Source organism: Mycolicibacterium arabiense (assembly GCF_010731815.2).
Taxonomy (GTDB): domain Bacteria; phylum Actinomycetota; class Actinomycetes; order Mycobacteriales; family Mycobacteriaceae; genus Mycobacterium; species Mycobacterium arabiense.
Genome location: NZ_AP022593.1, coordinates 3,139,540 through 3,162,365 on the forward strand (window position 1 = coordinate 3,139,540; position 22,826 = coordinate 3,162,365).

Below are 22,826 nucleotides of genomic sequence, written 5' to 3' on the forward strand. Positions count from 1 at the left end.
ACTGTAGCCTGGCAAAGTCGGCGATGAGGCTAGATCTCAGCGTTTCGGTTCGGCGGCGCGGTACTGCCGCGAACCACGAGCGTGGGCGGGACGACGACGTCCACGGCGGCCGCGCCGGTCTCGCCGCCGTCCAACCGCTCGACCAGTCGGGCGAGGGCGGTACGGGCAAGCACGTGTGCCTCCTGCCGGACGGTGGTCAGGTCGACGTGAGCCAGGCGAGCCAACGGGCTGTCGTCGAACCCGACTACCGAGACTTGCCGCGGCACGTCGACGCGGGCACGGACGAGCACGTCGAGAACACCCAGCGCGCAGCGGTCGTTGAACGCGAAGATCGCCGATGGCAGCGGTACGCCGGACTCCAGGAGTTCGGTGGCGGCGGCAGCGCCGTCACGCTCGGTCAGGCCTCCGGCGCGCAGAATCGGTTCGAAACCCGTTGCCCGCATGCGGTTTCCGTACCCGCGACGGCGTTCGGCCGCGCCGGGGGCACGCCCGCCGTCGAGGTGCACGATGCTGCGATGCCCCAGCGCGATCAGGTGATCGACGGCCAGTGCTGCGCCGGCGACGTCGTCACTGCGCACCGCGTCGACGCCTCGTATGCGCCGCGCAACCGAGACCACCGGCACGCGGGTGTCGAGTTCGACCAACTCGCGCGCCGACGTGCCAGGGCCGAGGAGCACGATCCCCTCGCAGCGATCGTCGACCAGCGCGTGCAACGCCCGGCGCTCGTCGTGATGCGGGGTGACACCGCTGAGCACGACGTCGTAGTCGGTCTCCCGGGCAGCCGCGTACACCCCGTCGACGAGTTCGGCGTGGAATTCCTGGCCGACGCCGAACATGACCCCGATGAGGCGCGTGCGCAACTGCCGCAGGCGCCGCGCCCGCGGGTCGGGGCGATATCCGATCTCCTGGGCTGCGGCGCGAACCCGGACGCGGGTCGCGTCGCTCGCGCCTGGCGCCTCGCGCATGACGATCGACACCAGTGCGCGCGAGACACCCGCGCGACGCGCCACGTCGTCCAGCGTCGGCCGGGTATGCACGGCTCCCACCTTAGAACGTTCCAATGGATCGGCGGCACCACGAGCGGCTCCGAACTGGCCCTCTGCTCGGAACTCGGCTCCGCCGTTGAGATCTGGCCTCCGAGGCAGGGTTCACCTCGATGCCGGACTACGTGCGTCCTACGCTGACCAGATGAGTCTGGTCGGCACGGCGCCGCGTCCGCACCCCGCACGACTGCTCCCGCAGACCTACCCGGTGCACGACGCCATCGACGCCCGCTACGGCGACATGGACACCAACGGACACCTCAACAACCTCGCGCTGGCGTCACTGCACGAGAACTGTCGCGCGACGCTGAACCGGACGGTGTTCCCCGGCGTGTACGACCTCGCCAGCCGTCGGATCCGCATCGTCACCGCCTCCACCGTCGTGCACTTCGTGCGGGAGGCGCACTGGCCGGCGAGGATCGGCACGGCCATCGGGGTCGGCCGGATCGGACGCACGTCGTACGTCGCGTCCACCGCGCTGTTCGTCGCCGAGGAATGCGTGAGCCTGTGCGACACCGTCCTGGTGACGCTGGACGACGACGGCCCGACGCCGATCCCCGACGAGGCCCGCGAACGGCTCGCGTCGCTCGGACTCACCGCAGCGGACTGACGCTCGTTAGCGGCCGAGTTCGCCCGCGATGCCGCGCTCGATGCCGAGTCGGGTGGCCTGCGGCAGCACGACCAGACCCTGGAGTTCGCGGTCGGCGAGTTCGAGCGACTGGGCGCGTTCGCGTGGCGTCGCAGAAGGATCCGCTGCGACCCGCAACAGGTTCTGCGCGCGCGACATCCGCTGCTGCGCCTCGCGTGAGAAGTCGCTGCGGCGCAAGCGTTGCGCCTCGGCTTCGGCGGCGTTGAAGGCCGTCACGTAGTCCTCGACGGCGCTCAGGTACTCCGCGGCGGACTGGCGGTCGTCCAGCAGGTCCTCTGCCCGCGCAGGCCGCAGCAAATCGGCACGCAGCTTGGCCTTGTGGAAGGCCATCACCTTCGGGTCCCCGACGTCGGTCATCAACGGGAAGTCCAGCAGCTTGGCCGCATCGAGTTCGTAGTCGAGCCAGCGCGCATCGATGCGGTCGTGCTCGTCGACGGTGCGGACGATGGTTCGCCACAGCACCGTCCGGTCGCGGCCGGCGTCGGCGTCGGGTAGCGGTCGCGCGGCAGGCGCGTCGTCGCCGGGAATCTCGTCCCGCTGACCGCCGACGCGCCGGAACGTCCGCCAGCCGGCATAGAGCGCCCCTGCCAGCGGCACGAGGATGAGCAGCAGCTCGGCCAACCGGAACAGAATGCCCACGTTTCCAGCATGCCACCGCCCGCGATCGCCGCCGCGAACTTAGGGTCGACGCATGAATCGTCTGGACCGCTACTTCGAGATCACCGCCCGGGAGTCGACGTTCGGCACCGAGATCCGCGGTGGCCTCGTCACGTTCATCGCGATGGCCTACATCATCGTGCTGAACCCGATCATCCTGTCCAGCTCCGAGGACGTCGAGGGCAACACGCTCGACTTCGCGCAGGTCTCGGCCACGACGTCGTTGGCCGCCGGTGTCATGACGATCCTGTTCGGCGTGATCGCCCGGCTACCGTTCGCGTTCGCGGCGGGGCTGGGGATCAACTCGTTCCTCGCCACCACGGTGGTCGGCACGGTCACCTGGCCGGAGGCGATGGGCCTGGTCGTGATCAACGGGCTGATCATCGTGGTGCTGGCCGCGACGGGCCTGCGACGGCTGGTCTTCGACGCGGTGCCGATGGCGCTCAAGCTCGCCATCACCGCGGGCATCGGCCTGTTCATCCTGTTCATCGGGCTGGTCGACGCCGGTTTCGTCGGCTCCACCGGGAACCCGTCGCCTCCCGTCGGCCTCGGCACGGGTGGCGTCGGGTCGATCACCACCGTGCCGGTGCTGGTCTTCGTCTTCACCCTGCTGATCACGGGGGTGCTGGTGGTACGCCGGGTGCGTGGCGGCATCCTGATCGGCCTCGTCACCGGGACGATCGTCGCCGTGATCATCGAGGCGATCTGGCACCTCGGCTCGGCCGTCGACAAGCCCGGTGGGTGGAGCCTGTCGGTGCCCACGCTGACGGGCTCGCCGTTCGCGCTGCCCGACCTGTCGCTGGTCGGCGAGTTCAGCCTGTCGAGCTTCGGCCGCATCGGTGCCCTCGCCGCCGTCATGCTGATCTTCACGCTGGTGTTCGCGAACTTCTTCGACGCGATGGGAACGCTGACCGGCCTGTCCCGGGAGGCCGGCCTCTCCGACGAACAGGGCAACTTCCCGCGGCTGCGCGCGTCACTGATCGTGGAGGGTGCGGGCGCCGCCGTCGGCGGTGCGACGTCCGCGTCCTCGAACACGGTGTTCATCGAATCGGGCGCGGGCATCGAGGAGGGCGCACGCACCGGTCTGGCGAACCTCGTCACCGGCGCGCTGTTCCTCGCCGCGATGTTCATCTCGCCGCTGGCGTCGATCGTGCCCACCGAGGTCGCGGCGGCGGCGCTGGTGATCGTCGGCGTGATGATGGTGTCGCAGCTGCGCCACATCGACGTCTCCGAGTTCTCCGTCGCCCTGCCGGTCGTCCTGACGGTCGCGGCGATGCCGTTCACCTACTCGATCGCCAACGGCATCGGCATCGGGTTCATCGCCTGGGTGGTGACGCGGTCGGCGACGGGCAAGGCCCGCGAGATCAGCCCGCTGCTGTGGATCGTGACGGCAGGCTTCGTGGTCTACTTCGCCCGCGGGTGGATCGAATCGCTCATCGGGTTGTGAATCCGAAGCTCTGACCGCGACTGAGAGTTCGCTGTGCGGGTAGCCTTCCGGCCATGAGTGCGGGTCTGTTCGGGCTTCTCGACGACGTAGCGGCGTTGGCCCGGCTCGCGGCGGCATCCGTCGACGACATCGGCGCCGCCGCGGGGCGGGCGACCGCCAAGGCGGCCGGCGTGGTGATCGACGACACGGCGGTCACGCCGCAGTACGTCTCGGGCATCACGGCGGACCGCGAGCTGCCGATGATCAGGCGCATCGCGATCGGATCGCTGCGCAACAAGCTGCTGTTCATCCTCCCCGCGGCGCTGCTCCTGAGTCAGTTCGCGCCCTGGCTGCTCCCGGTCATCCTGATGATCGGCGCCACCTACCTGTGCTTCGAAGGCGCGGAGAAGGTGTGGGGCCGGATCCGGGGCCACGACGCGCATGCCGCGCCCGCAGCCGTCGCCGGCGAGGACGCCGAGAAGACCATGACGGCGGGCGCGATCCGCACCGACTTCATCCTGTCGGCCGAGATCATGGTGATCGCACTCGACGAGGTAGCCGATCAGGCGTTCTGGTCGCGGCTGGTCATCCTCATCGTCGTGGCCATCGTCATCACCGCTGCCGTGTACGGCGTGGTGGCCGTGATCGTCAAGATGGACGACGTCGGGCTGAGCCTGGCGCAGCGGTCGTCGACGTTCGCGCAGAAGTTCGGCCGCGGTCTGGTCACCGCGATGCCCAAGGTGCTGGCCGCGCTCTCGGCGATCGGCACCGTCGCGATGCTCTGGGTCGGCGGCCACATCCTGCTGGTGCAATCCGACAAGCTGGGCTGGCACTGGCCGTACGGCACGGTCCACCACTGGGAGGAAGGCGTCCACCACGCCGTCGAAGGCGTCGGTGGCGTGCTGGCGTGGCTGCTCAACACCGGGGTCTCGGCCGTCATCGGCCTGGTCGTCGGCGCCATCGTCGTCGCGATCGTGCACGTGCTGCCGTTCGGCAAGAAGGCCAAGCACTAGCGGGATCGCCGCGCGCACCGCGACCGTGGGCCTCGTGCACGCGTGCGGCCCGTTTTGCGTGCACAGCCCCCACGCTCGCGATTGAGCGAGGCTGATGCGGGGTACTTCGGGCGCGATTGAGCGGTTCCGCCAATCGAGGCACCTCGGAAGTGGAGCGCCGGACGTGGTGGAGTGGCTCGACAGGCTGCAGCGGCGACACCGCGGCATCGGCTTCGCGGTCGGAGTCGTGTACAAGTACGTCGACGATCAGGGCGGGTATCTCGCCGCGCTCATCACCTACTACGCGTTCGTCTCGCTGTTCCCCCTGCTCCTGCTCCTGACGACCGCCCTGGGCGTCGTCCTCGCCGGCCACCCCGACCTGCAGCAGCAGGTTCTGCAGACGGCGCTGACGCAGTTCCCCGTCATCGGCAGTCAGCTGGAGCGTCCCGAGCAGCTCAGCGGCGGCACCGTCGCCGTCGTCGTCGGCATCGCCGGCGCGATCTACGGCGGCCTCGGCGTCGGGCAGGCCGTGCAGAACGCCATGGACACGGTGTGGGCGGTGCCGCGCAACGACCGGCGCGACCCGATCCGGTCGCGGTTGCGCAGCCTGGTGCTGCTCCTCGTCCTGGGCACGGCCGCCTTCACCGCAACCGGGTTGTCGGCGGCAGGCCGCGCGACGGAGTCACTCGGCTGGTTCGGCAAGGCGGTCCTCATCGTGGCGGCGGTCGCCATCAACGCGGTCATCTGCCTGTATGCCTTCCGGGTGACCACCGCGCGCCACCTGACCTACCGCCAGGTGCTGCCGGGTGCGCTGACGGCCGCGGTGATCTGGCAGCTGCTCCAGTCGTTCGGCGCGAGCTACGTCTCGCACGTCACCAAGAACGCCAGCGCCACCAACAGCGTCTTCGCGTTGGTGCTTGGCCTGCTGGCGTTCCTGTTCCTGGTCTCGGTGAGCCTCGTCATGTGCGCGGAGATCAACGTGGTGAAGGTCGACCGGCTACACCCGCGTGCGCTGCTGACCCCGTTCACCGATCACGTCGACCTCACGCCGGCCGACCGCAAGACCTACGCGCGCAAGGCAAAAGCCGAGCGCGTCAAGGGCTTTCAGCGTGTCAGCGTGCGCTTCGATCCGCAGCGCGACCCGGTGTCGACGGATGACGCGGTGCAGCACGACGCCGAGACGGCCGATCCGTCGAAGTGATCGGCGCGCTTGCAGGCGAGCCTGGAGTCGGCGGCACGCCGTGTGCCACCCCGTTCGCGGCGTGAACACCAGCGGCGAAGCGGACCATGGTTCGTAGCGCGTTGCGGCGCAAGGACACGAGGCGGGTTTCGTTGAGCATGACTCCAGCTTTGCCTTGCTGGAGCGCGTGAACGAGTGGCCCTAGCGCCGCGTATCGCTAAGATAGTGCCATGCACACGGTGTCGATCCTCGCCTACGACCGGATGTCGGGTTTCGAATCCGGTCTCGCCGCGGAGATCTTCGGCATGACCGAGCTGTCCGAGGCGTTCTCGGCAGGCATCGCGCGGCCTTGGTACACCGTGCGACTGTGCGCCGAGACGCCCGAGATCGGGATGATCGGCGGCGCGACGCTGACGACTCCGTACGGACTGTCGGACCTCGCGGCCGCCGACACCGTCATCATCCCGAGCGTCCGCGACGTGAACGTGCCGCCCTCACCGGAGCTGCTCGAGGCGATCCGCGCGGCGCACGACCGCGGCGCCCGGCTGGTGTCGATCTGCTCCGGCGCGTTCGCACTGGCCGCCGCGGGCGTGCTCGCCGGGCGTTCGGCCACCACCCACTGGATCTACGCCGACCTGCTCAGGACGCGCCACCCCATGGTGACCGTCGATCCCGCACCGCTGTACGTCGACGAGGGATCGGTGCTCACCAGCGCGGGATGTGCTGCGGGACTTGACCTCTGCTTGCATCTGGTGCGATCGGACCACGGGGCCAAGGTGGCCAACGACGTGGCGCGGCGCCTGGTGGTCGCGCCGCACCGGGCCGGCGGTCAGGCCCAGTTCGTCGACAGCCCGGTGCCCGAGCCGACGACGGACGGCCGCATCGCGGCCAGCATGGAGTGGGCGCTGGAACACCTCGATCGCCCGATCACCCTGGACGAGATGGCCGGCCGTTCGTCGATGTCGAGGCGGACCTACCTCCGCCAGTTCGCCAGTGCCACCGGCACCACGCCGATCAAGTGGCTGATCGAGCAACGCATTCAGGCCAGCCTGGCGCTGCTGGAGTCGTCGTCGCTGTCGATCGAGCAGGTCGCCGCGCGGGTGGGGTTCGAGTCACCCGTGACCTACCGCCACCACTTCGGACGCAGCGTGAAGACGACGCCGAGCGACTATCGCAACTGCTTCGCCGAGCGCTCGGCCTAGCCGCCGCCACCTTCCTCGGCGGGCAGCGGTGGGGGCAGCGGCGCGGTCTTGGTCGGCGACGTCGAGGGTGTCGTAGAGGTGGTGCTGCCCGGGGTGTGGAAGTCGACCCACGGTTCCTCGCGGATGACCTTCTCACCGATGCTGATGATCAAGGACTTCGCGGCAACGGTGTACTCGACGCCCTCGTTCTCCGCGACGAACGCCCCGCTGTCGGTCCGCTCGGCGGACAGGATCAGTCTCGCGCCGTCGCGCACCCGCACGCCGCGGTACTGATAGTCCCCATCGGGGCCCGCACAGATCGCCACGCGCGAGGCCTCGGTGCTGCCGAACTCGATCGCGGTGTTCGTCGAGCTGCACCGGGCCGTCGAATCGAGGTAGCCCTGATCGTCGAAGTCCGGCGCCGCGGCTGCGGAGGGGACACCGAGCGCCAGAAGGGTCAGACCCGCCGCGGCGGCCAAGGGAATTCGGAAGCAAGACATCACCGTCCACCAGACCACGGACGGTCCGGTTACGCGAGCGTTGATACCGAACCGCGATGCCTTCGTTTCCTCCGGTGCACACGTCCGGCGCCCGACACCGCGCGCATATCCTGACGCCGTCCACCTCACGTTCGGGGCGGCCGGTGCGTCTACGGGGTGATGACGACGAAGATTCCGTTCGAGCGGGCGATGGCAGACCACGGGCCGACCGTGCTGCGGGTGTGCACCGCGGTGCTCGGACCAGGCCCCGACGCCGAGGACGCCTACTCCGAGGCGTTCCTCTCCGCGCTGCGGCGGTGGCCGGACCTCGCCGACGACACCAACGTCGAGGCGTGGCTGGTCCGGGTCGCGCAGCGCAAGGCCGTCGACGTCATCCGCGCACGGGCACGCCGCGCCATCCCCAGCGCGGCGGTCCCGGACCGCGAGCCCACCGTCACCGACGACGCCGAGGTGTGGCACGTCGTCGCGAAACTGCCGGAGCGACAGCGCCTTGCCGTCGCCTACCACTATCTCGGCGGACTGCCGCACACCGAGACGGCCGAGCTGACGGGCAGCACGCCCGCAGCGGTACGCCGTGCCGCCGCCGACGGCATCAAGGCGCTGCGAAGCGCACTCGCCGACCACTCGAAGGACACGCCATGAACGCCACCGAACTGTTCCCCATCGATCCCCGGGCACTCGACGCCCTGCACGACCGGGTGGTCGAGGCCGCCCGACGCGACGGACTACTCGACGTCGCCTACCGCACCGTCGACACGCCGGTGGGCCCCCTGCTGCTCGCAGCGACGGATGCCGGGCTGGTGCGGGTCGCCTACGAGCGCGAGGACTTCGACGCGGTGCTCGGCACCCTCGCCGAGCGGCTGAGCCCCCGGATCCTGCGCAGCCCGGCGCGACTCGACGACGCAGCCCGCCAGCTCGACGAGTACTTCGCCGGCCACCGACGGGCGTTCGACCTACGCCTCGACCACGCCCTGTCCGCAGGATTCCGCAGAACCGTGCAGGGCTGGCTGCCCGACATCGCCTACGGCCACACCGCCACGTACGGCGAGGTCGCGGCGGCAGTCGGGAATCCAAAGGCCGTCCGCGCGGTGGGCAGCGCATGCGCCACCAACCCGCTGCCGGTGGTCGTGCCGTGCCATCGCGTGCTTCGCAGCGACGGCAGCCTCGGCGGCTACGTGGGCGGACCGCAAGCCAAGACCACACTGCTGACGCTGGAGCGGGCGGCATGACCGACGCGTGGGCGCAACGGGTTGCCGACGCCGATTGGCAGGCGATCACGGCCGACGTCGACGAACACGGCGGAGCCCTGCTGCCGCCGCCGTCCGAGGCCGCCGAGCTGCGCGCCGAGTACGAGGCCGACCGGTTCCGCAGCACCGTCGACATGGCGCGCTACCGGTTTGGCTCGGGTGAATACAAGTACTTCGCCACGCCCTACCCAGAGCCGCTCGAGCGGCTCAAGCAGGCGCTCTATCCGCGCCTGCTGCCCATCGCCAGGGACTGGTGGGCCAGGCTGGGGCGTCCATCGCCGTGGCCCGATCACCTCGACGGCTGGCTGGCCGCCTGCCATGCGGCCGGGCAGACGAAGTCCACGGCGATCCTGCTGAAGTACGGTCCGGGAGACTGGAACGCACTCCATCGAGATCTATACGGCGACATGATCTTTCCGTTGCAGGTGGTCGTCAACCTGAGCGAACCGGGCGTCGACCACACCGGCGGGGAGTTCCTGCTCCTCGAGCAGCGCCCCCGCGCGCAATCACGCGGATCGTCGTTCACGATTCCCCGCGGCCACGGCTTCGTGTTCACCACCCGTGAGCGGCCAGTGCGGTCCAGTCGCGGATGGTCGGCGGCCCCGGTACGTCACGGCGTGTCGACGGTGCGTTCCGGCCTGCGGTTCACGCTCGGGCTGGTGTTCCACGACGCCGCCTGACCCACCGGGGCCGCCATTCCAGAGCACCCGCTCTGTTATGGTTCTGCGATGCCACGGCCGCGGGTGCACGACCTCGAGCACGTGCTCGACGTCGCCGAGCGACTAGCAGTCGCCGAAGGGCCTGGCGCCGTGACGATCCGCGCGCTGTCGGAAGCGACCTCGGTGTCGAACGGCGCGCTCTATCACGCATTCGGGACGCGGGCGGGCCTGCTCGGCCGGGCGTGGGTGCGAGCGGCGGAGCGGTTCCTCGAACTCCAACGCACCGCCGTGGAGCAGGCCCTGGGCGAAGCCGACACGGACGGGGATGCAACGGAGGCCGTCGTCGCCGCCGCGCTGTGTCCCGCGTGGTTCCTCGAGCAGAACCCGACGTCGGCTCGATTCCTGCTCACCGTTCGGCGCGAGGAACTCCTCCGGTCGGGAGACGTGCCTGCCGACGTCGCCGACGAGCTACGCAGGCTCGACGACGCGCTCGGTGCGATCTTCGTCGGGTTGGCGCTTCGTCTCTGGGACCGCGAGGACAAGCGCGCCCTCGCACTCGTCCGTGACTGCGTCGTCCACCTGCCCACCGCACTGCTGTTGCGGGGCAACCGGATTGGCGATCGCGCAGCACGAGACCGGCTCGCCGCGGCAGTCCGCGCAGTACTGACCATCCCGCCGTCCACCCGCTAGACCAGACCGATCACGACCCAGAAGGAACCGACATGACCTCGACCCTGCAGTACCAGGACACGATCGCCGTGCTGACCCTCGGCGAGGACGAGAACCGCTTCTCCCCCGACTGGCTCGACGCCGTCGACGCGCAGTTGGACGACGTCGTGGCCAACGCGCAGGCACTGATCACCACCGGCGTCGGAAAGTTCTACTCCAACGGCCTGGACCTCGAGTGGCTCGGCGCCCACGGCGACCGACTGCAGTGGTACGTCGGCCGGGTGCAGAGTCTGTTCTCCCGGATTCTGACGTTCCCGCTACCCACGGTCGCTGCCATCAACGGCCATGCCTTCGGCGCGGGGTCGATGCTGGCCGTGGCCCACGACTACCGGTTCATGCGCAACGACCGCGGCTACTTCTGCTTCCCCGAGGTGGACATCAACATCCCCTTCACTCCGGGGATGGCCGCCCTCATCCAGGCCAAGTTGCTACCGCAGACCGCGGTCACCGCCATGACGACCGGCCACCGCTACGGCGGCGAGGAGGCGCACGTCGCCGGGATCGTCGACGGAACCGCACCGGAGGCCGACCTGGTCGGCGCTGCCGTCGACCGAGTGCAGCCGATTCTCGGGAAGGATCAGGGCACGCTCGGCGCCATCAAGACCACCATGTATGCGGCGGTGACCGACGCGCTGCGCGTCGAGCAGTAGGCCCTCAGTCGTCGCGGGCCGGGCTCCTCAACACGCTGAGCGCCGGGTCGATGGCGGCGCGCGTCTGATTGCCACCGGCTGCGCGTGCCTCGAACATCGCGGTGACGGCGATGGTGAGCAGCTCCTCGACGGCGTCGTACGCGGGTGCGGCGGCCAACGGCACCAGCGGCGTACAGACCACGCCCACGCTGGCGGTCAGCGCGGGTGGGGAACTGGCGATCGCGCCGCGGACGCGTTCGGCGAGCGGGTTGGGGTCGGCATTGGTGAACAGGTCTGCGATCCAGAACTCGGCGTCGCCGGTGTGGGCGATGACGGCATCGCGACGCGCGGTCTCGCGCAGGCTGCGGGCGATCGCGACCCGGGCACTGTCCACCCCGGCGGGGCCCCGCACACTGGCCAGCAGCGAGTAGCCGTCGAGGTTGACCACCAGCACGACGAGGCGCCGGTCGTCGTCGCGACTCCGGGCGCCGATGAGACCGGCGACCTGCTCGTAGAAGCCGTCGCGGTTCAGCAGACCGGTGACCGGCTCGAGGTCGCCGTGCGCGGCATCGTGGGCGATCAGCCGGACGCCCATGCGACTGGCGAACACCGCGAAGACGTTCACGAGCACGATCAGCAGCGCGGTCGCGACGGCCATCGACACGTCGACCTCTGCCAGCCACACCGCGAGGTACACCGTGACGGCTGCCCCGACGGTCCACGTGAACGCCAGCAGCCGCAGGGAGTGGAACACCGCGACGAACGCGCCAAGCGCGGCATACGACGTCGCCCCCAGGATCCCGAGCGAATGGGACGGCACGATGACGCACGCGACCGCGATGCACACGGTGCCGACGACGACGCAGGCCTGCGATGCGCGCCGGCTGGGCCAGCCTGGCCTCAGCCACAGCATGGACATTGCGACGCAACAGCACACCACGACGACTTCGGCGACGACGCCGCCAACGCTCTTGGGCCCGAGCATCCCGATCGACAGGATGGGGCCGATCGATCCCAGACCGAGGATGCACGCGGCGACCGTCCGACAGGTGCGCTGCTGAAGGTCGCGGGCCGCAAGGAATGCCGTCAGCCAGTAGTAGTGGTCACCGTCGCGCCGCCATGCGCTCCGCGCCGTCATCCGTCACCGCCCCGGACGCGCGCAGACCCGGTCGAACCGCAACACACCACATCGACGGTACAAGGCGCTCAATTGCCCTCCCCGTCGAATGTCAGGTGCTCCAGACGTCCGCGCCTACAGCAGCTGATCGTCGAAGTGGTGATACCTGTTGCCGCCCGCGCGCTTTGCCGAGTACATCGCTTCGTCGGCTGCTGCGACGAGGCGATTCAGGCTCATCCGGAGCCGGGTGCCGTCACCGGGTAGCGATTCGATGTCCGCGCACGCGGTACCGACGCTGGCCGTAACCCCCTCGGGCAGGCCTGCGATCGCCTGGCACACCTGGCTCGCGATCGGCTGCGGGTCGGGCGTCTCGCTCACCACCGCGACGTTGAACTCCTCGCCGCCGGTCCGGGCGATTACCGCGGTCGCGTCGAGGAACGCCGCGCTCAGCGCGCTGCCGACGGCGACGAGGGCGTCGTCGCCCGCCTGATGGCCGCGGGTGTCGTTGATGCGCTTGAAGTCGTCGAGATCGACCATCGCGACCACCAGGTAGCGCCCCGAGACCGCCGAATCGGCCTTGAGCATCTTCAGGGTGTGCAGCTGGAACGAGCGCCGGTTGAGCAGCCCGGTCAGCGGGTCCTGGTCCGCCTGCTCGAGGTCGCCGCCGAGGGCGCGCATCAGCACGTGGATGGCCACCGGCATGGCGATGTTGATCTGTGCGACGAGGAACAGGTCGACGGCCGCGATCGCGAGGTGGCCCGACTCGGCAACCCGTACGGCGGCGATGACGGCGACCGTCGCGGCGACGGCGAAGTTGTACAGCACCAGAGCGGTGGAGTGGAAGAACGCGATGAAGGCGCCGGTGGTGGCGAACGCGATGCAGCCGGTCAGTGCGCCCTGGGGGTTCGGGAACGACAGACATGCCAGCGCGACCGACGCGTTCGTCGCTACTGAGAACGTCAGCGACTGCCAGCGCGATGGCCAGCGCCATGCCCACAGCACTGCGCTTGCGACGCCCGTTGTCAGCGCCGTCCACATCATGGCCACGGGCACGCCGCCTTGGGGGCCATCCGGACTGCGCAGCAACGCGAAGAGACACAGCGCGAAGGACATGGCGATGAACGCCATCATCAGCCGGACCGCGCCGGCCATCCGGCGTGCAGCGAGGTAGTCGCTGATCCATTCGTAGTAGCTGGCGCGCATCGACCGCTTATTGGATGACGCGGCCGTCGTAATCCCCCCCGGGCTCGTGTTGCTCACTGGATTCGCAGCCGCGCCGAGGGCGCCGGCAAATCGTCACCGAGCCTACAGCGGCCCGTCCGGCGGGCGTGGCGAAATCGACGGCTACCCGCGGTAGCGCTGCACCTTCGCGGCGTAGTCGTCGAGCAGTCGCAGCGACTCGTCGAGCGGCTTGGTGGGCAGGATGAGGGCCAGTTGATCGAAGCCGAGTTCCTCCGTCGCACGCCAGTAGTCGTGCTCGACCGGTGCGCCGAACATCGCGAGTGGGACGTCGTGCCCGGCGCCTTGGCGCATCTGGTCGATGCGGGCGGACAGCCTCTCCACGGGCAGGGGATTGGAGATCCAGCCGGCGTCGTGGCGGACGACCCGCTTCACCGTCGCGTCGGAGTCGCCTCCGATGTAGATCGGTGGGTGCGGCCGACGGACGGGCTTGGGCCGCAGGTAGGACGGATCGAAGTCGACGAATCTGCCGTGGTACTCGGCTGGTTCGGTCGTCCACAGGGCCTTGATCGCCTCGATGCGCTCGTCGAGCAGTGCGCCGCGCGTCTTCGGGTCGGTCCCGTGGTTGCGCAGTTCCTCGAGGTTCCAGCCCGCGCCCACACCGAAGACGAACCGCCCACCCGAGATGAGGTCGATGCTGGCGGCTTCCTTCGCCGTGGTGATCGGGTCGCGCTGGATCAGCAGGGCGATGCCGGTGAACAGCTCGATGGTGGAGGTCACCGCTGCCGCCGCGGCCAGCGTCACGAACGGGTCGAGCGTCCGGTAGTAGATCGACGGCAGCTCGCCGCCGCCGGGGTAGGCCGACTCCCGGCTCGCCGGGATGTGGGTGTGCTCGGCGATCACCAGCGATGCGAAGCCGCGCTCTTCGATGGCCCGAGCCAGTGATACCGGGTCGATGCCGTCGTCGGTGACGAATGTGGATATGCCGAAATTCATCTGCGTCCCTGTCTGTCGTGGTCACGACGAGCAACACCCGAACGGCCGAAGCTAGTCCCGCCACGAGATCTCGGCCACGACGCGGTCTAGCGCGGTATGCCTGCTGCCTCGAGCAGCGGAACTTGAGTGCTGGCCCACGGGCTGATGGTCCACCCCACGGTCGCCGCACTGCGAAGCTCGGTCCACGAGACCCAGCGGTACTCGGCGACCTCGTCGGGATCGGGCAGCACGTCGTCGTCGGTGATCGCGCAGTACACCGGACACACTTCGTTCTCCACCGTGCCGCTCGAATCGACTGCGCGGTAACGGAAGTCAGGCAACACGCACTGCAGGTCCCGCATGGCGACACCGAGTTCCTGGCCGCCGCGGCGCAGCACCGCTTCGGCCATGTCCTCACCCGGGGCCGGGTGACCGCAGAACGAATTCGTCCACACTCCCGGCCACGTGCGCTTGTCCAGTGCACGTCGGGTGACCAGCACGTTGCCACGCGCGTCGAAGAGGTAGCATGAGAAGGCGAGATGCAGTGGAGTGTCCGTGCCGTGGACTCGATCCTTTGCCGTCCGGCCGATCACCGTCCCGTCGTCGGCGAGCAGCACTACTTCTTCGACGTCCGTCATCGACGACTGCCCCACCGGCACGCCACTCCCCTCTCGAAACCCAGTCACCACCGATCATCGTCGACGAGACGAGCACGGTCGCGGCTTGCCGGGAAATCGTAAGCATCACGTCATACGGACACTGGGTGACCCACGGGCCGAGGTTCAAACGTCGCGCCATCGCCGAGGCACCGATACGACGTGGCGCCCGCGAGCTTCACGTCCACGCCCTGTCCGTCCAACGCCATGCCGACTCCTCCAAGAAGGTGGACAACGTGCGCGGCGCCCTACCCAGCATCTGCTGTACGTCGTCGGTCACCTGCTGGTTGAGACCCAGCTTGGTAAGGGTGTAGACCGCGCACATGAATCCCACGGTGTCCCAACCGACCTCACGCCGCCTCAGTCGGCGTGCGAAGCGAATCAGACTCGGATTGGCGTACCGGATTCGTCGTCCCAGGACGCGCGACAACTCGTCGGCGACCTCGCTCATCGCGATGGGACGCGGACCCGTGAGGTGGTAGACGCGATCAGCGTGACCCGCGCGGGGATCGGTCATGACGCGTGCCGCCACCTCCGCGGCGTCGCGGGCGTCGATGAAGGTCGTCTTGCCCCGGCCCGCCGGGATGAACAGTTCGTCGTGGTCGACGATGTCGTCGCCGTGAGTGGATATGGCGCGGTGCAGGTTCTGCATGAAGAAGCTGCACCGCAGCAGGGTGCAGGACATCGAACTGTTCCGCAGTGCCGACTCGACGTGGTGATGCGGGATGAAGCGCGCCCGATCGGCTCCGAACACCGAGACGTAGACGACGTGGCGGCAACCCGCCCGCTGGGCTGCCTCGATGAACGGGATGATCGCGTCGCGGGCCGCGCGATTCCCGGGCAAGGGGAAGAGCAGGAACAGGACGTCGACACCGGAAAGCGCTGCCGGCCAGGTTGCCCGAGGGCCCCGTTATGACCAGCAATCGATCTCCGTCGGTCGCAGGGACCTCGTTCGGCCGGGTTGACCACCTCCCATCCTACTGTGGCCGCACATCGCCGTAAGCAGTTGTCGCCAGGACGATCTCACTCGATCAGGTCTGCGGTCGCAGGGCCGAACAGGCACAATTCCCCGAGTATCGGGGTCGGATCCGCCGACCAGTCCATTGCCAAGATTTGGGAACGACTGCGCCGACCCGTTCGCCATCTCAACGCCTCGAACCGTGTCGTGCTCAAACGCAATTCGGGCTCTGCGTCGGGCCCGCAGCGATAGTCGGCGTCTTCGACCGTGACGCACAGCGGTAGTGACGTGTCCAGCCGGGTCAGCACCTGATCCGAGGAGTAGCGCACGGCCTCCGAGCCACGTTCGCCGGGCCGCCCCAGCGCGCCGCGGATGTCGTGCTCGTGGCTGGTGACGTCACCGACGGGGGCGATCAGGCCGTCGACTTCCGCGCGACGACAGAGTTCGGCGCCGGCAGCCGCCCATCTGGCCAACAACTCGGCGCGATCGTGACCGGCGAACCGCCTGACGTGTTCCGCCGTCTGCTCGTCGGTGGGAGCGCCGGCCAGCGTTCCGGTCACCCAGTCCTCGGCGACGGCGACCAGGTGCGCCACGACGTCACCGACCGACCAGCCGGGACAGGCGGGGACGGGCGCGCCCCACGTCGCGTCGCCGTGGTCGTCGAGCAAGGCGACGATCCGCTGCCTGGTGTCCTGGTACAGGCCGGCGACGCGGCGGGGATCAGTGACAGACACGGCTGTCGCTCCCCTCGGTCCGACGCGGGGGACGCGGGTCGTGTGGATCGTCGGGATCGGGATCGCCGAACCACCTCGACGGCTCTCGCTGCCCGTATTCGTCGTGCCAGCACCACCATTCGTACGGTGCGGTCTGCGGATAACCGTCCGGTGAGTCCTCCCAGGTCTCCTGCCGCCCCAGCGCCGTCACGTCGAGGAAGGTCCAGGTACCGACGAATGCCTCGTCACCGCGATCGTTGATGAAGTAGGTGCGGTACACCTGGTCGCCGTCGTCTCCAGCGGTCCGAATGAACGCGTTGGTGCCGTGCCACTGGTCGCAACCGAAGTCGGCGTCGAAGTCGTCGGTGAGCGAATACCACGGGATGTCCCAACCCATCTTGGCCTTGATCCGCTCGATGTCCGCTTGATCGGCGCGAGAGACGTAGACGAGCGTCGTGTCACGGGCATTGAGGTGGGCGAGGTTGCCGACGTGGTCGGCCATCAGCGAGCAGCCCACGCAACCGTGCTCGGGCCAACCCTCCACGCCCGGTTCGACGAAGGCGCGATAGACGATCAGCTGCCGTCGGCCGTCGAACAGGTCGACGAGACCGACTCTGCCGTCGGGGCCCTCGAAGGCGTACTCGGTGTCCACGGGTGTCCAGGGCATGCGTCGCCGCATGGCGGCCAGAGCGTCGCGGGCCCTGGTCATCTCCTTCTCCTTCACCAGCATCCGTTGGTGCGCGGCGTCCCACTCGGCGGCCGACACGATCTCGGGCGTCTGCATCGGTTGCTCCCTTCGTCTGTGCTGCAACGGTTCTCCGGCGGCGACCACCGGCCATTGAAATCGTTCAACGAATCCGTTGAACTTCACTGCCCAGCACACCACGGCCGCCCGCTATAGTCAACAATGTGGTTGAAGATCAGCTCTTGGATCGGGCGTACGCCGCGCTCGCCGATCCCACGCGGCGCCGACTCCTGGAGACGCTGCGCGACGGCGACGCACGCATCACCGACCTCGCCGCGCCGCTTCCGATGACCTTCGCAGGCGTCTCGCGTCACGTCGGCGTGCTCGAGTCGGCCGGACTCGTCCAGCGCGAGGTCAGGGGCCGGGAGCATTGGCTGTCACTGCGACCGGAGGGCCTGACCATGGCGCAGCAGTGGATGAACGACCAGACGGAGTTCTGGTCGACGCGTGCGGACGCACTGTCCGAACGCCTGCGCCGCAAGCGAGAGAAGCGATGACCGAGACGGCGACGGTGCGGGTCCGACGCATCATGCCGGCGCCGCCGGACGTCGTCTTCGACGAGTGGCTGGACCCCGAGTCGCTGCGCGAGTGGATGTGCCCGCGGCCCGACCGCATCGTGGCGCTCACCGTGGAGCCGCACGTCGGCGGCGTCGTGCGCTTCGACGTCGACGCCGTGGATCGGACGGTGCTGATCACCGGTCGGTTCCTCGAGATCGACCGGCCCCGCCTGCTGCGCTTCACCTGGAGCAACTCGAACTGGCCGGACCCGACGGCGACCAGCGTGGTCGAGGTGACCTTCGCTCCCGCGGACGACGATCAGACCCTCATGTCGATCGAGCACACCCTGGTTCCGTCGACCGAATTCGACGACTTCCACAACGGGTGGACGCTCACGTTCGACCAGCTGGGAGCGTTCCTGCAGGGGCGGTGACCACCGGTCGCGGCCACAGCCGGTCCCGGGGACGACGCCCGAGCCGCCGCCTTACTGTTACCTTATCTTCGCCTTAACTTTCTTAGACTTGGCGTACGGTGATGGTCTGGCCGTAGGCATCGGCAGTGACGGAAGGAACCTCACATGCGACACGAACCTTCGCGAATCGTCCTGGTCACCGGAGCCTCGCGCGGCATCGGCGCGGAGGTGGCGCGCCAGCTCGCGAACCCCGACACCCACGTTCTGGTCAACTACCGCGAACGCGACAAGCGCGCCAACGCGATCGTGGACGCCATCCGCGCCGCCGGCGGACACGCTTCGACGCTGGCCGCGGACATCTCCGACGAGACCGACGCCGCCGCGATGATCGACGCGATCGCGGCCCGCTTCGGACGCCTCGACACCCTGATCCTCAACGCCTCTGGCGGTCTCGAGTTGGGCGCCGAGCCCGGCTACGCCATGCGGCTCAACCGCGACGCGCAGCGGCGCCTGGTGCAACTGGCCATGCCGTTGATGCCCGTCGGCGGCCGCATCGTCTACGTGACCAGCCACCAGGCACACTTCTTCCCGCACAAGGCCGTCCCGAAGGGCTACTCGGCAGTCGCCGCCAGCAAGCGCGCTGGCGAAACCGCCCTGTACGCAATGCGTTCGGAGTTCGAGCATGCGGGCATCCGCTTCACGGTCGTCTCCGGCGACATGGTCGACGGCACCTTCATCCCCGCCGCGATTGTCGAGGCGGCGAACCGGCCCAACCCGTCCAGCATCGTCTACGTCGGCGGCGCCGACTACCTGATGACGGCCTGACTCGTCGGTCGAAGTCGACTGACGGGTCACGCACCTCGCAGTACCGTCAACCCCGGGTCGATGGCCGAACGCGTCTGGTTTCCTCCCGCGCCACGCGCCTCGACCATGGCGGAACCCGCAATGGTCAAGAGTTCCTCGACGACGTCGTATGCCGGCGCAACGGCCAACGGCGCCAACGGGGTACACACCACACCCACGCTTGCCGTCAAACCCGGCCGTGCGCTGGCGATCACGCCGCGCACCCGTTCTGCGAGTGGGTTGGGGTCGGCGATGGTGAACAGGTCGGCAATCCAGAACTCCGAATCCCCGGTATGGGCGATGACCGCGTCGCGCCGTGATGTCTCGCGAAGTCCGCGGGCGACGGCGACGCGGGCTCTGTCTACCGCCGCTGGGCCGTGCAATCCGGTCAGCAGCGAGTAGCCGTCCAGGCTGACCACCAGCATGGCCAGACGACGGTCGTCATCACGGCTCCGCGCGCCGATGAGTCCGGCGACCTGCTCGAAGAACGAATCCCGGTTCAATAGACCGGTGACCGGCTCCAGATCGCGGTGCCCGGTGTCGTCCGCGAACAGCCTCGTGAACATTCGGCACGCGAATACCGCGAACAGGTTGACCATCACGATGAGTAGCACCGTGGCGACCGCCGTGGAGGGATCGACCTGGGCCACCCGGATCGAGAGGTAGGCCAGGACGCCCGCCCCGACCGTCCACGTGAACGCCAGCAGCCTTGGCGAGTGGAACACGGCGACGTAGGAGCCGAGTACCGCGTAGGACGTGACGCCCAGGATCCCCAGCGACGGCACCGGCACGACGATGCACGCCACCGCACAGCACGCCGACCCCAGCACTACGCATGCCTGAGACGCGCGCCGACTCGGCCAGCCCGGCCGCAGCCACACGACGGCCATCGCCACGCAACTCACCACCACGGCTGCCTCGGCGATCAGACCGCCCGCACTCCGTGGACCAAGCCTTCCGGCCAACAGGATCGGGCCGACCAAGCCCAAGCCTAGGACGATGCCCGCCACCGACCAGCAGACCCTGTGTTGCAAGTCACGCGCCGCCAAGCACGCCGTGAGCCAGTAGTAGTGGTCGTCACCGCGCCGCCAGCGGTCTCTTCTCGTTGGTTCCCAAGCCGCGGTCATGAGTGCTGTTCCCCGATTGATCGAGTACACCTACGAACAGTTGAGTCGGATGCCAGGCCGCAAACCGAATGCGTGAAAGCCGTGACACGAGCCACACGTTGCGACCTCAGCGCATCGAGATGGCACCGCGGTCAGCTCACCAACCGTTTGAGCTGCACATCTCTGCGCCTTGGCTATGCTCGGCGCCACTACGCGAACGCGTTGCCACATCGGAAAGAGGAGTGACGAGGCGCTTGACCGCCGAACCCCCTAGACCCATCCCACCCCGGACCGCCGAGACGAACCGCGGACCGGAGGTGGGTGAATGGTGACGGCCGCTGGGGCCGTAGCCCTCGGCGTAGTGGTCGTGCTCCTCATCACGGCCCTGACCGGCTACTTCGTCGCACAAGAGTTCGCCTTCATGGCCGTAGATCGGTCCCGGCTCAAGGCGAGGGCCAGCGACGGCGACGGCGCGTCGCAACGCGCTCTCGCCGTAACCCGCCGCACGTCGTTCATGCTGTCGGGCGCGCAACTGGGCATCACCGTTACCGGTCTGCTGGTTGGGTACGTGGCCGAACCCCTCATCGGGCAAGGCGTCGGCACTCTGCTTGGCGGCGTGAACGTGCCCACCGGAGTGGGGGTGGCCGTCGGCGCAGCGTTTGCGTTGCTGTTCTCCACATTCGTGCAGATGCTGTTCGGAGAACTCTTCCCGAAGAACCTGGCGATCGCGCGGCCAGAGCCCGTCGCTCGTGCGTTGGCCCTGTCCACCACCTGGTACTTGCGCCTGTTCGGCTGGCTGATCTGGCTGTTCGATCAGAGTTCGAACGTGCTGTTGAGACTCCTCCGCATCGAGCCCGTCCACGACGTCGAGCATTCCGCTACCGCGCGCGACCTCGAACACATCGTGGCCGTGTCTCGAGACACCGGCGAGCTGCCCCGCGAACTGTCGGCCCTACTCGCCCGAACACTCGACTTCCCCACTCGCACTGCCGAACACGCAATGGTTCCCCGTTCGCGGATCGACGTCGTCACCGCGTCGGAACCCGTCCGGGACGTACTGGAGTCGATGGCAATCGGCCACACCAGATACCCGGTGGTCGGCGATGATGGCGCCACACTGCTCGGCATCATCCACCTGCTCGACCTGCTCGACCCCACCATCACCGACGGCACGGCCGACCTGCACTGCCGCACCGCCGTCGTCGTACCAACGACGATGCCGCTGCCGAGGGTCTTGAGCGTGTTGCGCAATGCCGACGACGAGATGGCGCTCGTGATCGACGAATACGGTGGCCTGGCCGGCGCACTCACCATCGAGGACCTGGCCGAGGAGCTGGTAGGGGAAATAGACGACGAGCACGACACCACCACCGACGAAGCAGTCACCGAGGCCGACGGCTGGCTGGTACCCGGTCGCACCGCGCTGGATGAAGTGGAGCGACTGCTCGACGAGTCGCTGCCCGACGGTGATTACGAGACCCTCGCCGGTCTCGTGATCGCCGAGTACGGCGAACTGCCCGCCACGGGATGCCGGGTCGAGATCCCGCTTCCCATCGAGCCCGCCCAATTGGTCTCCGACCAGTCGCCTACTCGCAGGAGCCTGGTTGCGGAGGTCCGGCGCGTCGAGAACAGGGTTCCGGCAAGCATCTTCGTGGCAGTGCAGACGACGGAGGACGACCGATGAACGACCCGCTGACCTTGATCGCGATCACCACAGCGCTCATCGCCGCGAGCGCGTTCTTCGTGGCAGTGGAGTTCGCGCTGATCGCAGCCCGGCGGCACCGGCTCGAGGATGCCGCACCGTCGAGCAGATCCGCACGCGCAGCACTGCAAAGCACCACCGAACTCTCGGTCTTGCTGGCCGGATCGCAACTCGGCATCACGGTGTGCACGCTCGCACTGGGTGCGGTCACCAAACCCGCAGTGCACTGCTGGCTTACACCAATCATCGGATCATGGGGCGCGCCGAATTGGGCAGCAGACGTCGGCGGATTCGTCGTGGCACTGGTCATCGTGACGTTCCTGCACCTGGTCGTCGGGGAGATGGCACCGAAGTCCTGGGCAATCGCGCATCCGGAACGATCGGCGATCATGCTGGCACTCCCGATGCGGGCATACATGACCGTGACTCGACCGCTGCTCGTCGTCCTCAATCGCGCCGCGAACTGGTGCTTGCGAAAGATCGGCGTCACACCCGTCGACGAGGTGGCCTCCGCACAGGATCCCGACGCCCTGCGCCATCTCGTCGAGCACTCCACACTCACCGGAACCCTCGATGAGCGATACGGCGGGGGTCTCATCAGCGCCCTCGAACTGCAACGGCTGACGATCGGCGACGTCGTATCGGACGAGGAACCTCACGGCGTCGCGCCGACGGCCGGTCCGACGGACATCCAATCCGTCTCGCGTGCAACGGGTCATCTCCGCCTGCTCGTCGTCGATGACCAGAGCGGCGTGCTGGGTGTGGTGCACGTGCGCGACAGTGTCACGGCTGCACCGGATTCGACGGCTGCGGACCTGATGCGTCCCGCGCTCGCGCTCCCGATGCACATTCCGGTGTACGAGGCGCTGCGCACGATGCGCGATACCCGGGGCCACCTGGCCGCAGTCCGTGACGACACGACCGGAACCACCGGCGTCGTGACGTTGACCGACGTGCTGGACCGCCTCATGCCGGCGAGCAGCACCACGACGTGAGGCCGCGGGCTGCCGCGAGACCGTTGTCCGCGTGG

General features: G+C 68.5%; 25 protein-coding genes and 1 pseudogene. 15 read left to right on the forward strand and 11 right to left on the reverse strand.

Features of this window, described 5'->3' with window-relative positions; translation table 11 throughout:
- Positions 1–29: 29 nt before the first annotated feature.
- Positions 30–1,037: a LacI family DNA-binding transcriptional regulator gene (locus G6N61_RS16805; RefSeq protein WP_163919536.1), complete on the reverse strand. Its 1,008-nt coding sequence runs from the start codon at positions 1,035–1,037 to the stop codon at positions 30–32.
- Between the two features lie 151 nt (positions 1,038–1,188).
- Between G6N61_RS16805 and G6N61_RS16810 the strand changes: the two genes are divergently transcribed.
- Entirely contained in the window at positions 1,189–1,653 is a 465-nt protein-coding gene (locus tag G6N61_RS16810) for an acyl-CoA thioesterase (RefSeq protein ID WP_163919537.1), read from the forward strand.
- A 6-nt stretch (positions 1,654–1,659) separates the two neighbouring features.
- Here the strand turns inward: G6N61_RS16810 and G6N61_RS16815 are convergent, their stop codons facing one another.
- Positions 1,660–2,331: a hypothetical protein gene (locus G6N61_RS16815; RefSeq protein ID WP_163919538.1), complete on the reverse strand. Its 672-nt coding sequence runs from the start codon at positions 2,329–2,331 to the stop codon at positions 1,660–1,662.
- A 52-nt stretch (positions 2,332–2,383) separates the two neighbouring features.
- Here G6N61_RS16815 and G6N61_RS16820 point away from each other — a divergent pair, with 52 nt between their 5' ends.
- The 4 genes from G6N61_RS16820 (at position 2,384) to G6N61_RS16835 (ending at position 7,149) form a co-directional block, all read left to right on the forward strand.
- A complete protein-coding gene (locus G6N61_RS16820) occupies positions 2,384–3,796 on the forward strand; it encodes an NCS2 family permease (RefSeq protein ID WP_163919539.1) in 1,413 nt (470 codons plus the stop codon).
- 53 nt (positions 3,797–3,849) lie between these two features.
- Complete coding sequence (locus G6N61_RS16825; protein WP_163919540.1) at positions 3,850–4,788, forward strand: DUF808 domain-containing protein; 939 nt, start codon at positions 3,850–3,852, stop codon at positions 4,786–4,788.
- Between the two features lie 163 nt (positions 4,789–4,951).
- Positions 4,952–5,968 (forward strand): YihY/virulence factor BrkB family protein, encoded by a 1,017-nt coding sequence (locus G6N61_RS16830; protein WP_163919541.1) that lies wholly within the window; start codon positions 4,952–4,954, stop codon positions 5,966–5,968.
- 209 nt (positions 5,969–6,177) lie between these two features.
- Complete coding sequence (locus G6N61_RS16835; protein ID WP_163919542.1) at positions 6,178–7,149, forward strand: helix-turn-helix domain-containing protein; 972 nt, start codon at positions 6,178–6,180, stop codon at positions 7,147–7,149.
- On the opposite strand, the gene G6N61_RS16840 is transcribed toward G6N61_RS16835, so the two are convergent.
- Positions 7,146–7,628 (reverse strand): hypothetical protein, encoded by a 483-nt coding sequence (locus G6N61_RS16840; protein WP_163919543.1) that lies wholly within the window; start codon positions 7,626–7,628, stop codon positions 7,146–7,148. The two genes, G6N61_RS16835 and G6N61_RS16840, sit on opposite strands and share 4 nt — an antisense overlap.
- Positions 7,629–7,787: 159 nt before the next feature.
- Here G6N61_RS16840 and G6N61_RS16845 point away from each other — a divergent pair, with 159 nt between their 5' ends.
- The 5 genes from G6N61_RS16845 to G6N61_RS16865 are packed head-to-tail and all read left to right on the forward strand — an operon-like array spanning position 7,788 to position 10,913.
- Positions 7,788–8,270 (forward strand): RNA polymerase sigma factor, encoded by a 483-nt coding sequence (locus tag G6N61_RS16845; RefSeq protein ID WP_163919544.1) that lies wholly within the window; start codon positions 7,788–7,790, stop codon positions 8,268–8,270.
- The gene (locus G6N61_RS16850; RefSeq protein ID WP_163919545.1) at positions 8,267–8,857 is read left to right on the forward strand and encodes a methylated-DNA--[protein]-cysteine S-methyltransferase; all 591 of its coding nucleotides are present in this window, start codon (positions 8,267–8,269) and stop codon (positions 8,855–8,857) included. Before G6N61_RS16845 ends, G6N61_RS16850 begins: the two co-directional genes overlap by 4 nt.
- Entirely contained in the window at positions 8,854–9,555 is a 702-nt protein-coding gene (locus G6N61_RS16855) for a 2OG-Fe(II) oxygenase (RefSeq protein ID WP_163919546.1), read from the forward strand. Before G6N61_RS16850 ends, G6N61_RS16855 begins: the two co-directional genes overlap by 4 nt.
- Positions 9,556–9,603: 48 nt before the next feature.
- A complete protein-coding gene (locus tag G6N61_RS16860; protein ID WP_163919547.1) occupies positions 9,604–10,224 on the forward strand; it encodes a TetR/AcrR family transcriptional regulator in 621 nt (206 codons plus the stop codon).
- Positions 10,225–10,256: 32 nt separating this feature from the next.
- Complete coding sequence (locus G6N61_RS16865; protein ID WP_163919548.1) at positions 10,257–10,913, forward strand: enoyl-CoA hydratase-related protein; 657 nt, start codon at positions 10,257–10,259, stop codon at positions 10,911–10,913.
- Positions 10,914–10,917: 4 nt separating this feature from the next.
- Here the strand turns inward: G6N61_RS16865 and G6N61_RS16870 are convergent, their stop codons facing one another.
- From G6N61_RS16870 to G6N61_RS16900, 7 genes and pseudogenes are all read right to left on the reverse strand, one after another.
- Positions 10,918–12,030, reverse strand: coding sequence for a GGDEF domain-containing protein (locus G6N61_RS16870; protein WP_163919549.1), 1,113 nt, complete (start codon positions 12,028–12,030; stop codon positions 10,918–10,920).
- 114 nt (positions 12,031–12,144) lie between these two features.
- Complete coding sequence (locus tag G6N61_RS16875; protein ID WP_163919550.1) at positions 12,145–13,212, reverse strand: GGDEF domain-containing protein; 1,068 nt, start codon at positions 13,210–13,212, stop codon at positions 12,145–12,147.
- A gap of 141 nt (positions 13,213–13,353) precedes the next feature.
- Complete coding sequence (locus tag G6N61_RS16880) at positions 13,354–14,184, reverse strand: LLM class F420-dependent oxidoreductase (protein WP_163919551.1); 831 nt, start codon at positions 14,182–14,184, stop codon at positions 13,354–13,356.
- A gap of 86 nt (positions 14,185–14,270) precedes the next feature.
- Entirely contained in the window at positions 14,271–14,801 is a 531-nt protein-coding gene (gene idi, locus G6N61_RS16885) for an isopentenyl-diphosphate Delta-isomerase (protein ID WP_163919552.1), read from the reverse strand.
- Positions 14,802–14,997: 196 nt separating this feature from the next.
- Positions 14,998–15,693, reverse strand: a pseudogene (locus tag G6N61_RS16890) (NmrA family NAD(P)-binding protein); the annotation flags it as partial.
- Positions 15,694–15,842: 149 nt separating this feature from the next.
- The gene (locus G6N61_RS16895; RefSeq protein WP_163919553.1) at positions 15,843–16,511 is read right to left on the reverse strand and encodes a maleylpyruvate isomerase family mycothiol-dependent enzyme; all 669 of its coding nucleotides are present in this window, start codon (positions 16,509–16,511) and stop codon (positions 15,843–15,845) included.
- Positions 16,498–17,274, reverse strand: a complete 777-nt coding sequence (locus tag G6N61_RS16900; RefSeq protein WP_163919554.1) for a DUF899 domain-containing protein — start codon at positions 17,272–17,274, stop codon at positions 16,498–16,500. Before G6N61_RS16900 ends, G6N61_RS16895 begins: the two co-directional genes overlap by 14 nt.
- Positions 17,275–17,399: 125 nt before the next feature.
- On the opposite strand from G6N61_RS16900, the gene G6N61_RS16905 reads away from it, so the two are divergent.
- The 3 genes from G6N61_RS16905 (at position 17,400) to G6N61_RS16915 (ending at position 18,970) form a co-directional block, all read left to right on the forward strand.
- Complete coding sequence (locus G6N61_RS16905) at positions 17,400–17,732, forward strand: ArsR/SmtB family transcription factor (protein WP_163919555.1); 333 nt, start codon at positions 17,400–17,402, stop codon at positions 17,730–17,732.
- A complete protein-coding gene (locus G6N61_RS16910) occupies positions 17,729–18,166 on the forward strand; it encodes an SRPBCC family protein (RefSeq protein WP_163919556.1) in 438 nt (145 codons plus the stop codon). Before G6N61_RS16905 ends, G6N61_RS16910 begins: the two co-directional genes overlap by 4 nt.
- 144 nt (positions 18,167–18,310) lie before the next feature.
- Entirely contained in the window at positions 18,311–18,970 is a 660-nt protein-coding gene (locus G6N61_RS16915) for an SDR family oxidoreductase (RefSeq protein ID WP_163919557.1), read from the forward strand.
- Positions 18,971–18,996: 26 nt separating this feature from the next.
- On the opposite strand, the gene G6N61_RS16920 is transcribed toward G6N61_RS16915, so the two are convergent.
- A complete protein-coding gene (locus G6N61_RS16920; RefSeq protein ID WP_235887154.1) occupies positions 18,997–19,977 on the reverse strand; it encodes a GGDEF domain-containing protein in 981 nt (326 codons plus the stop codon).
- A gap of 442 nt (positions 19,978–20,419) precedes the next feature.
- Here G6N61_RS16920 and G6N61_RS16925 point away from each other — a divergent pair, with 442 nt between their 5' ends.
- Entirely contained in the window at positions 20,420–21,778 is a 1,359-nt protein-coding gene (locus tag G6N61_RS16925; RefSeq protein WP_163919559.1) for a hemolysin family protein, read from the forward strand.
- A complete protein-coding gene (locus tag G6N61_RS16930; RefSeq protein ID WP_163919560.1) occupies positions 21,775–22,791 on the forward strand; it encodes a CNNM domain-containing protein in 1,017 nt (338 codons plus the stop codon). The genes G6N61_RS16925 and G6N61_RS16930 overlap by 4 nt, the downstream gene beginning before the upstream one ends.
- Positions 22,792–22,826 lie beyond the last annotated feature (35 nt).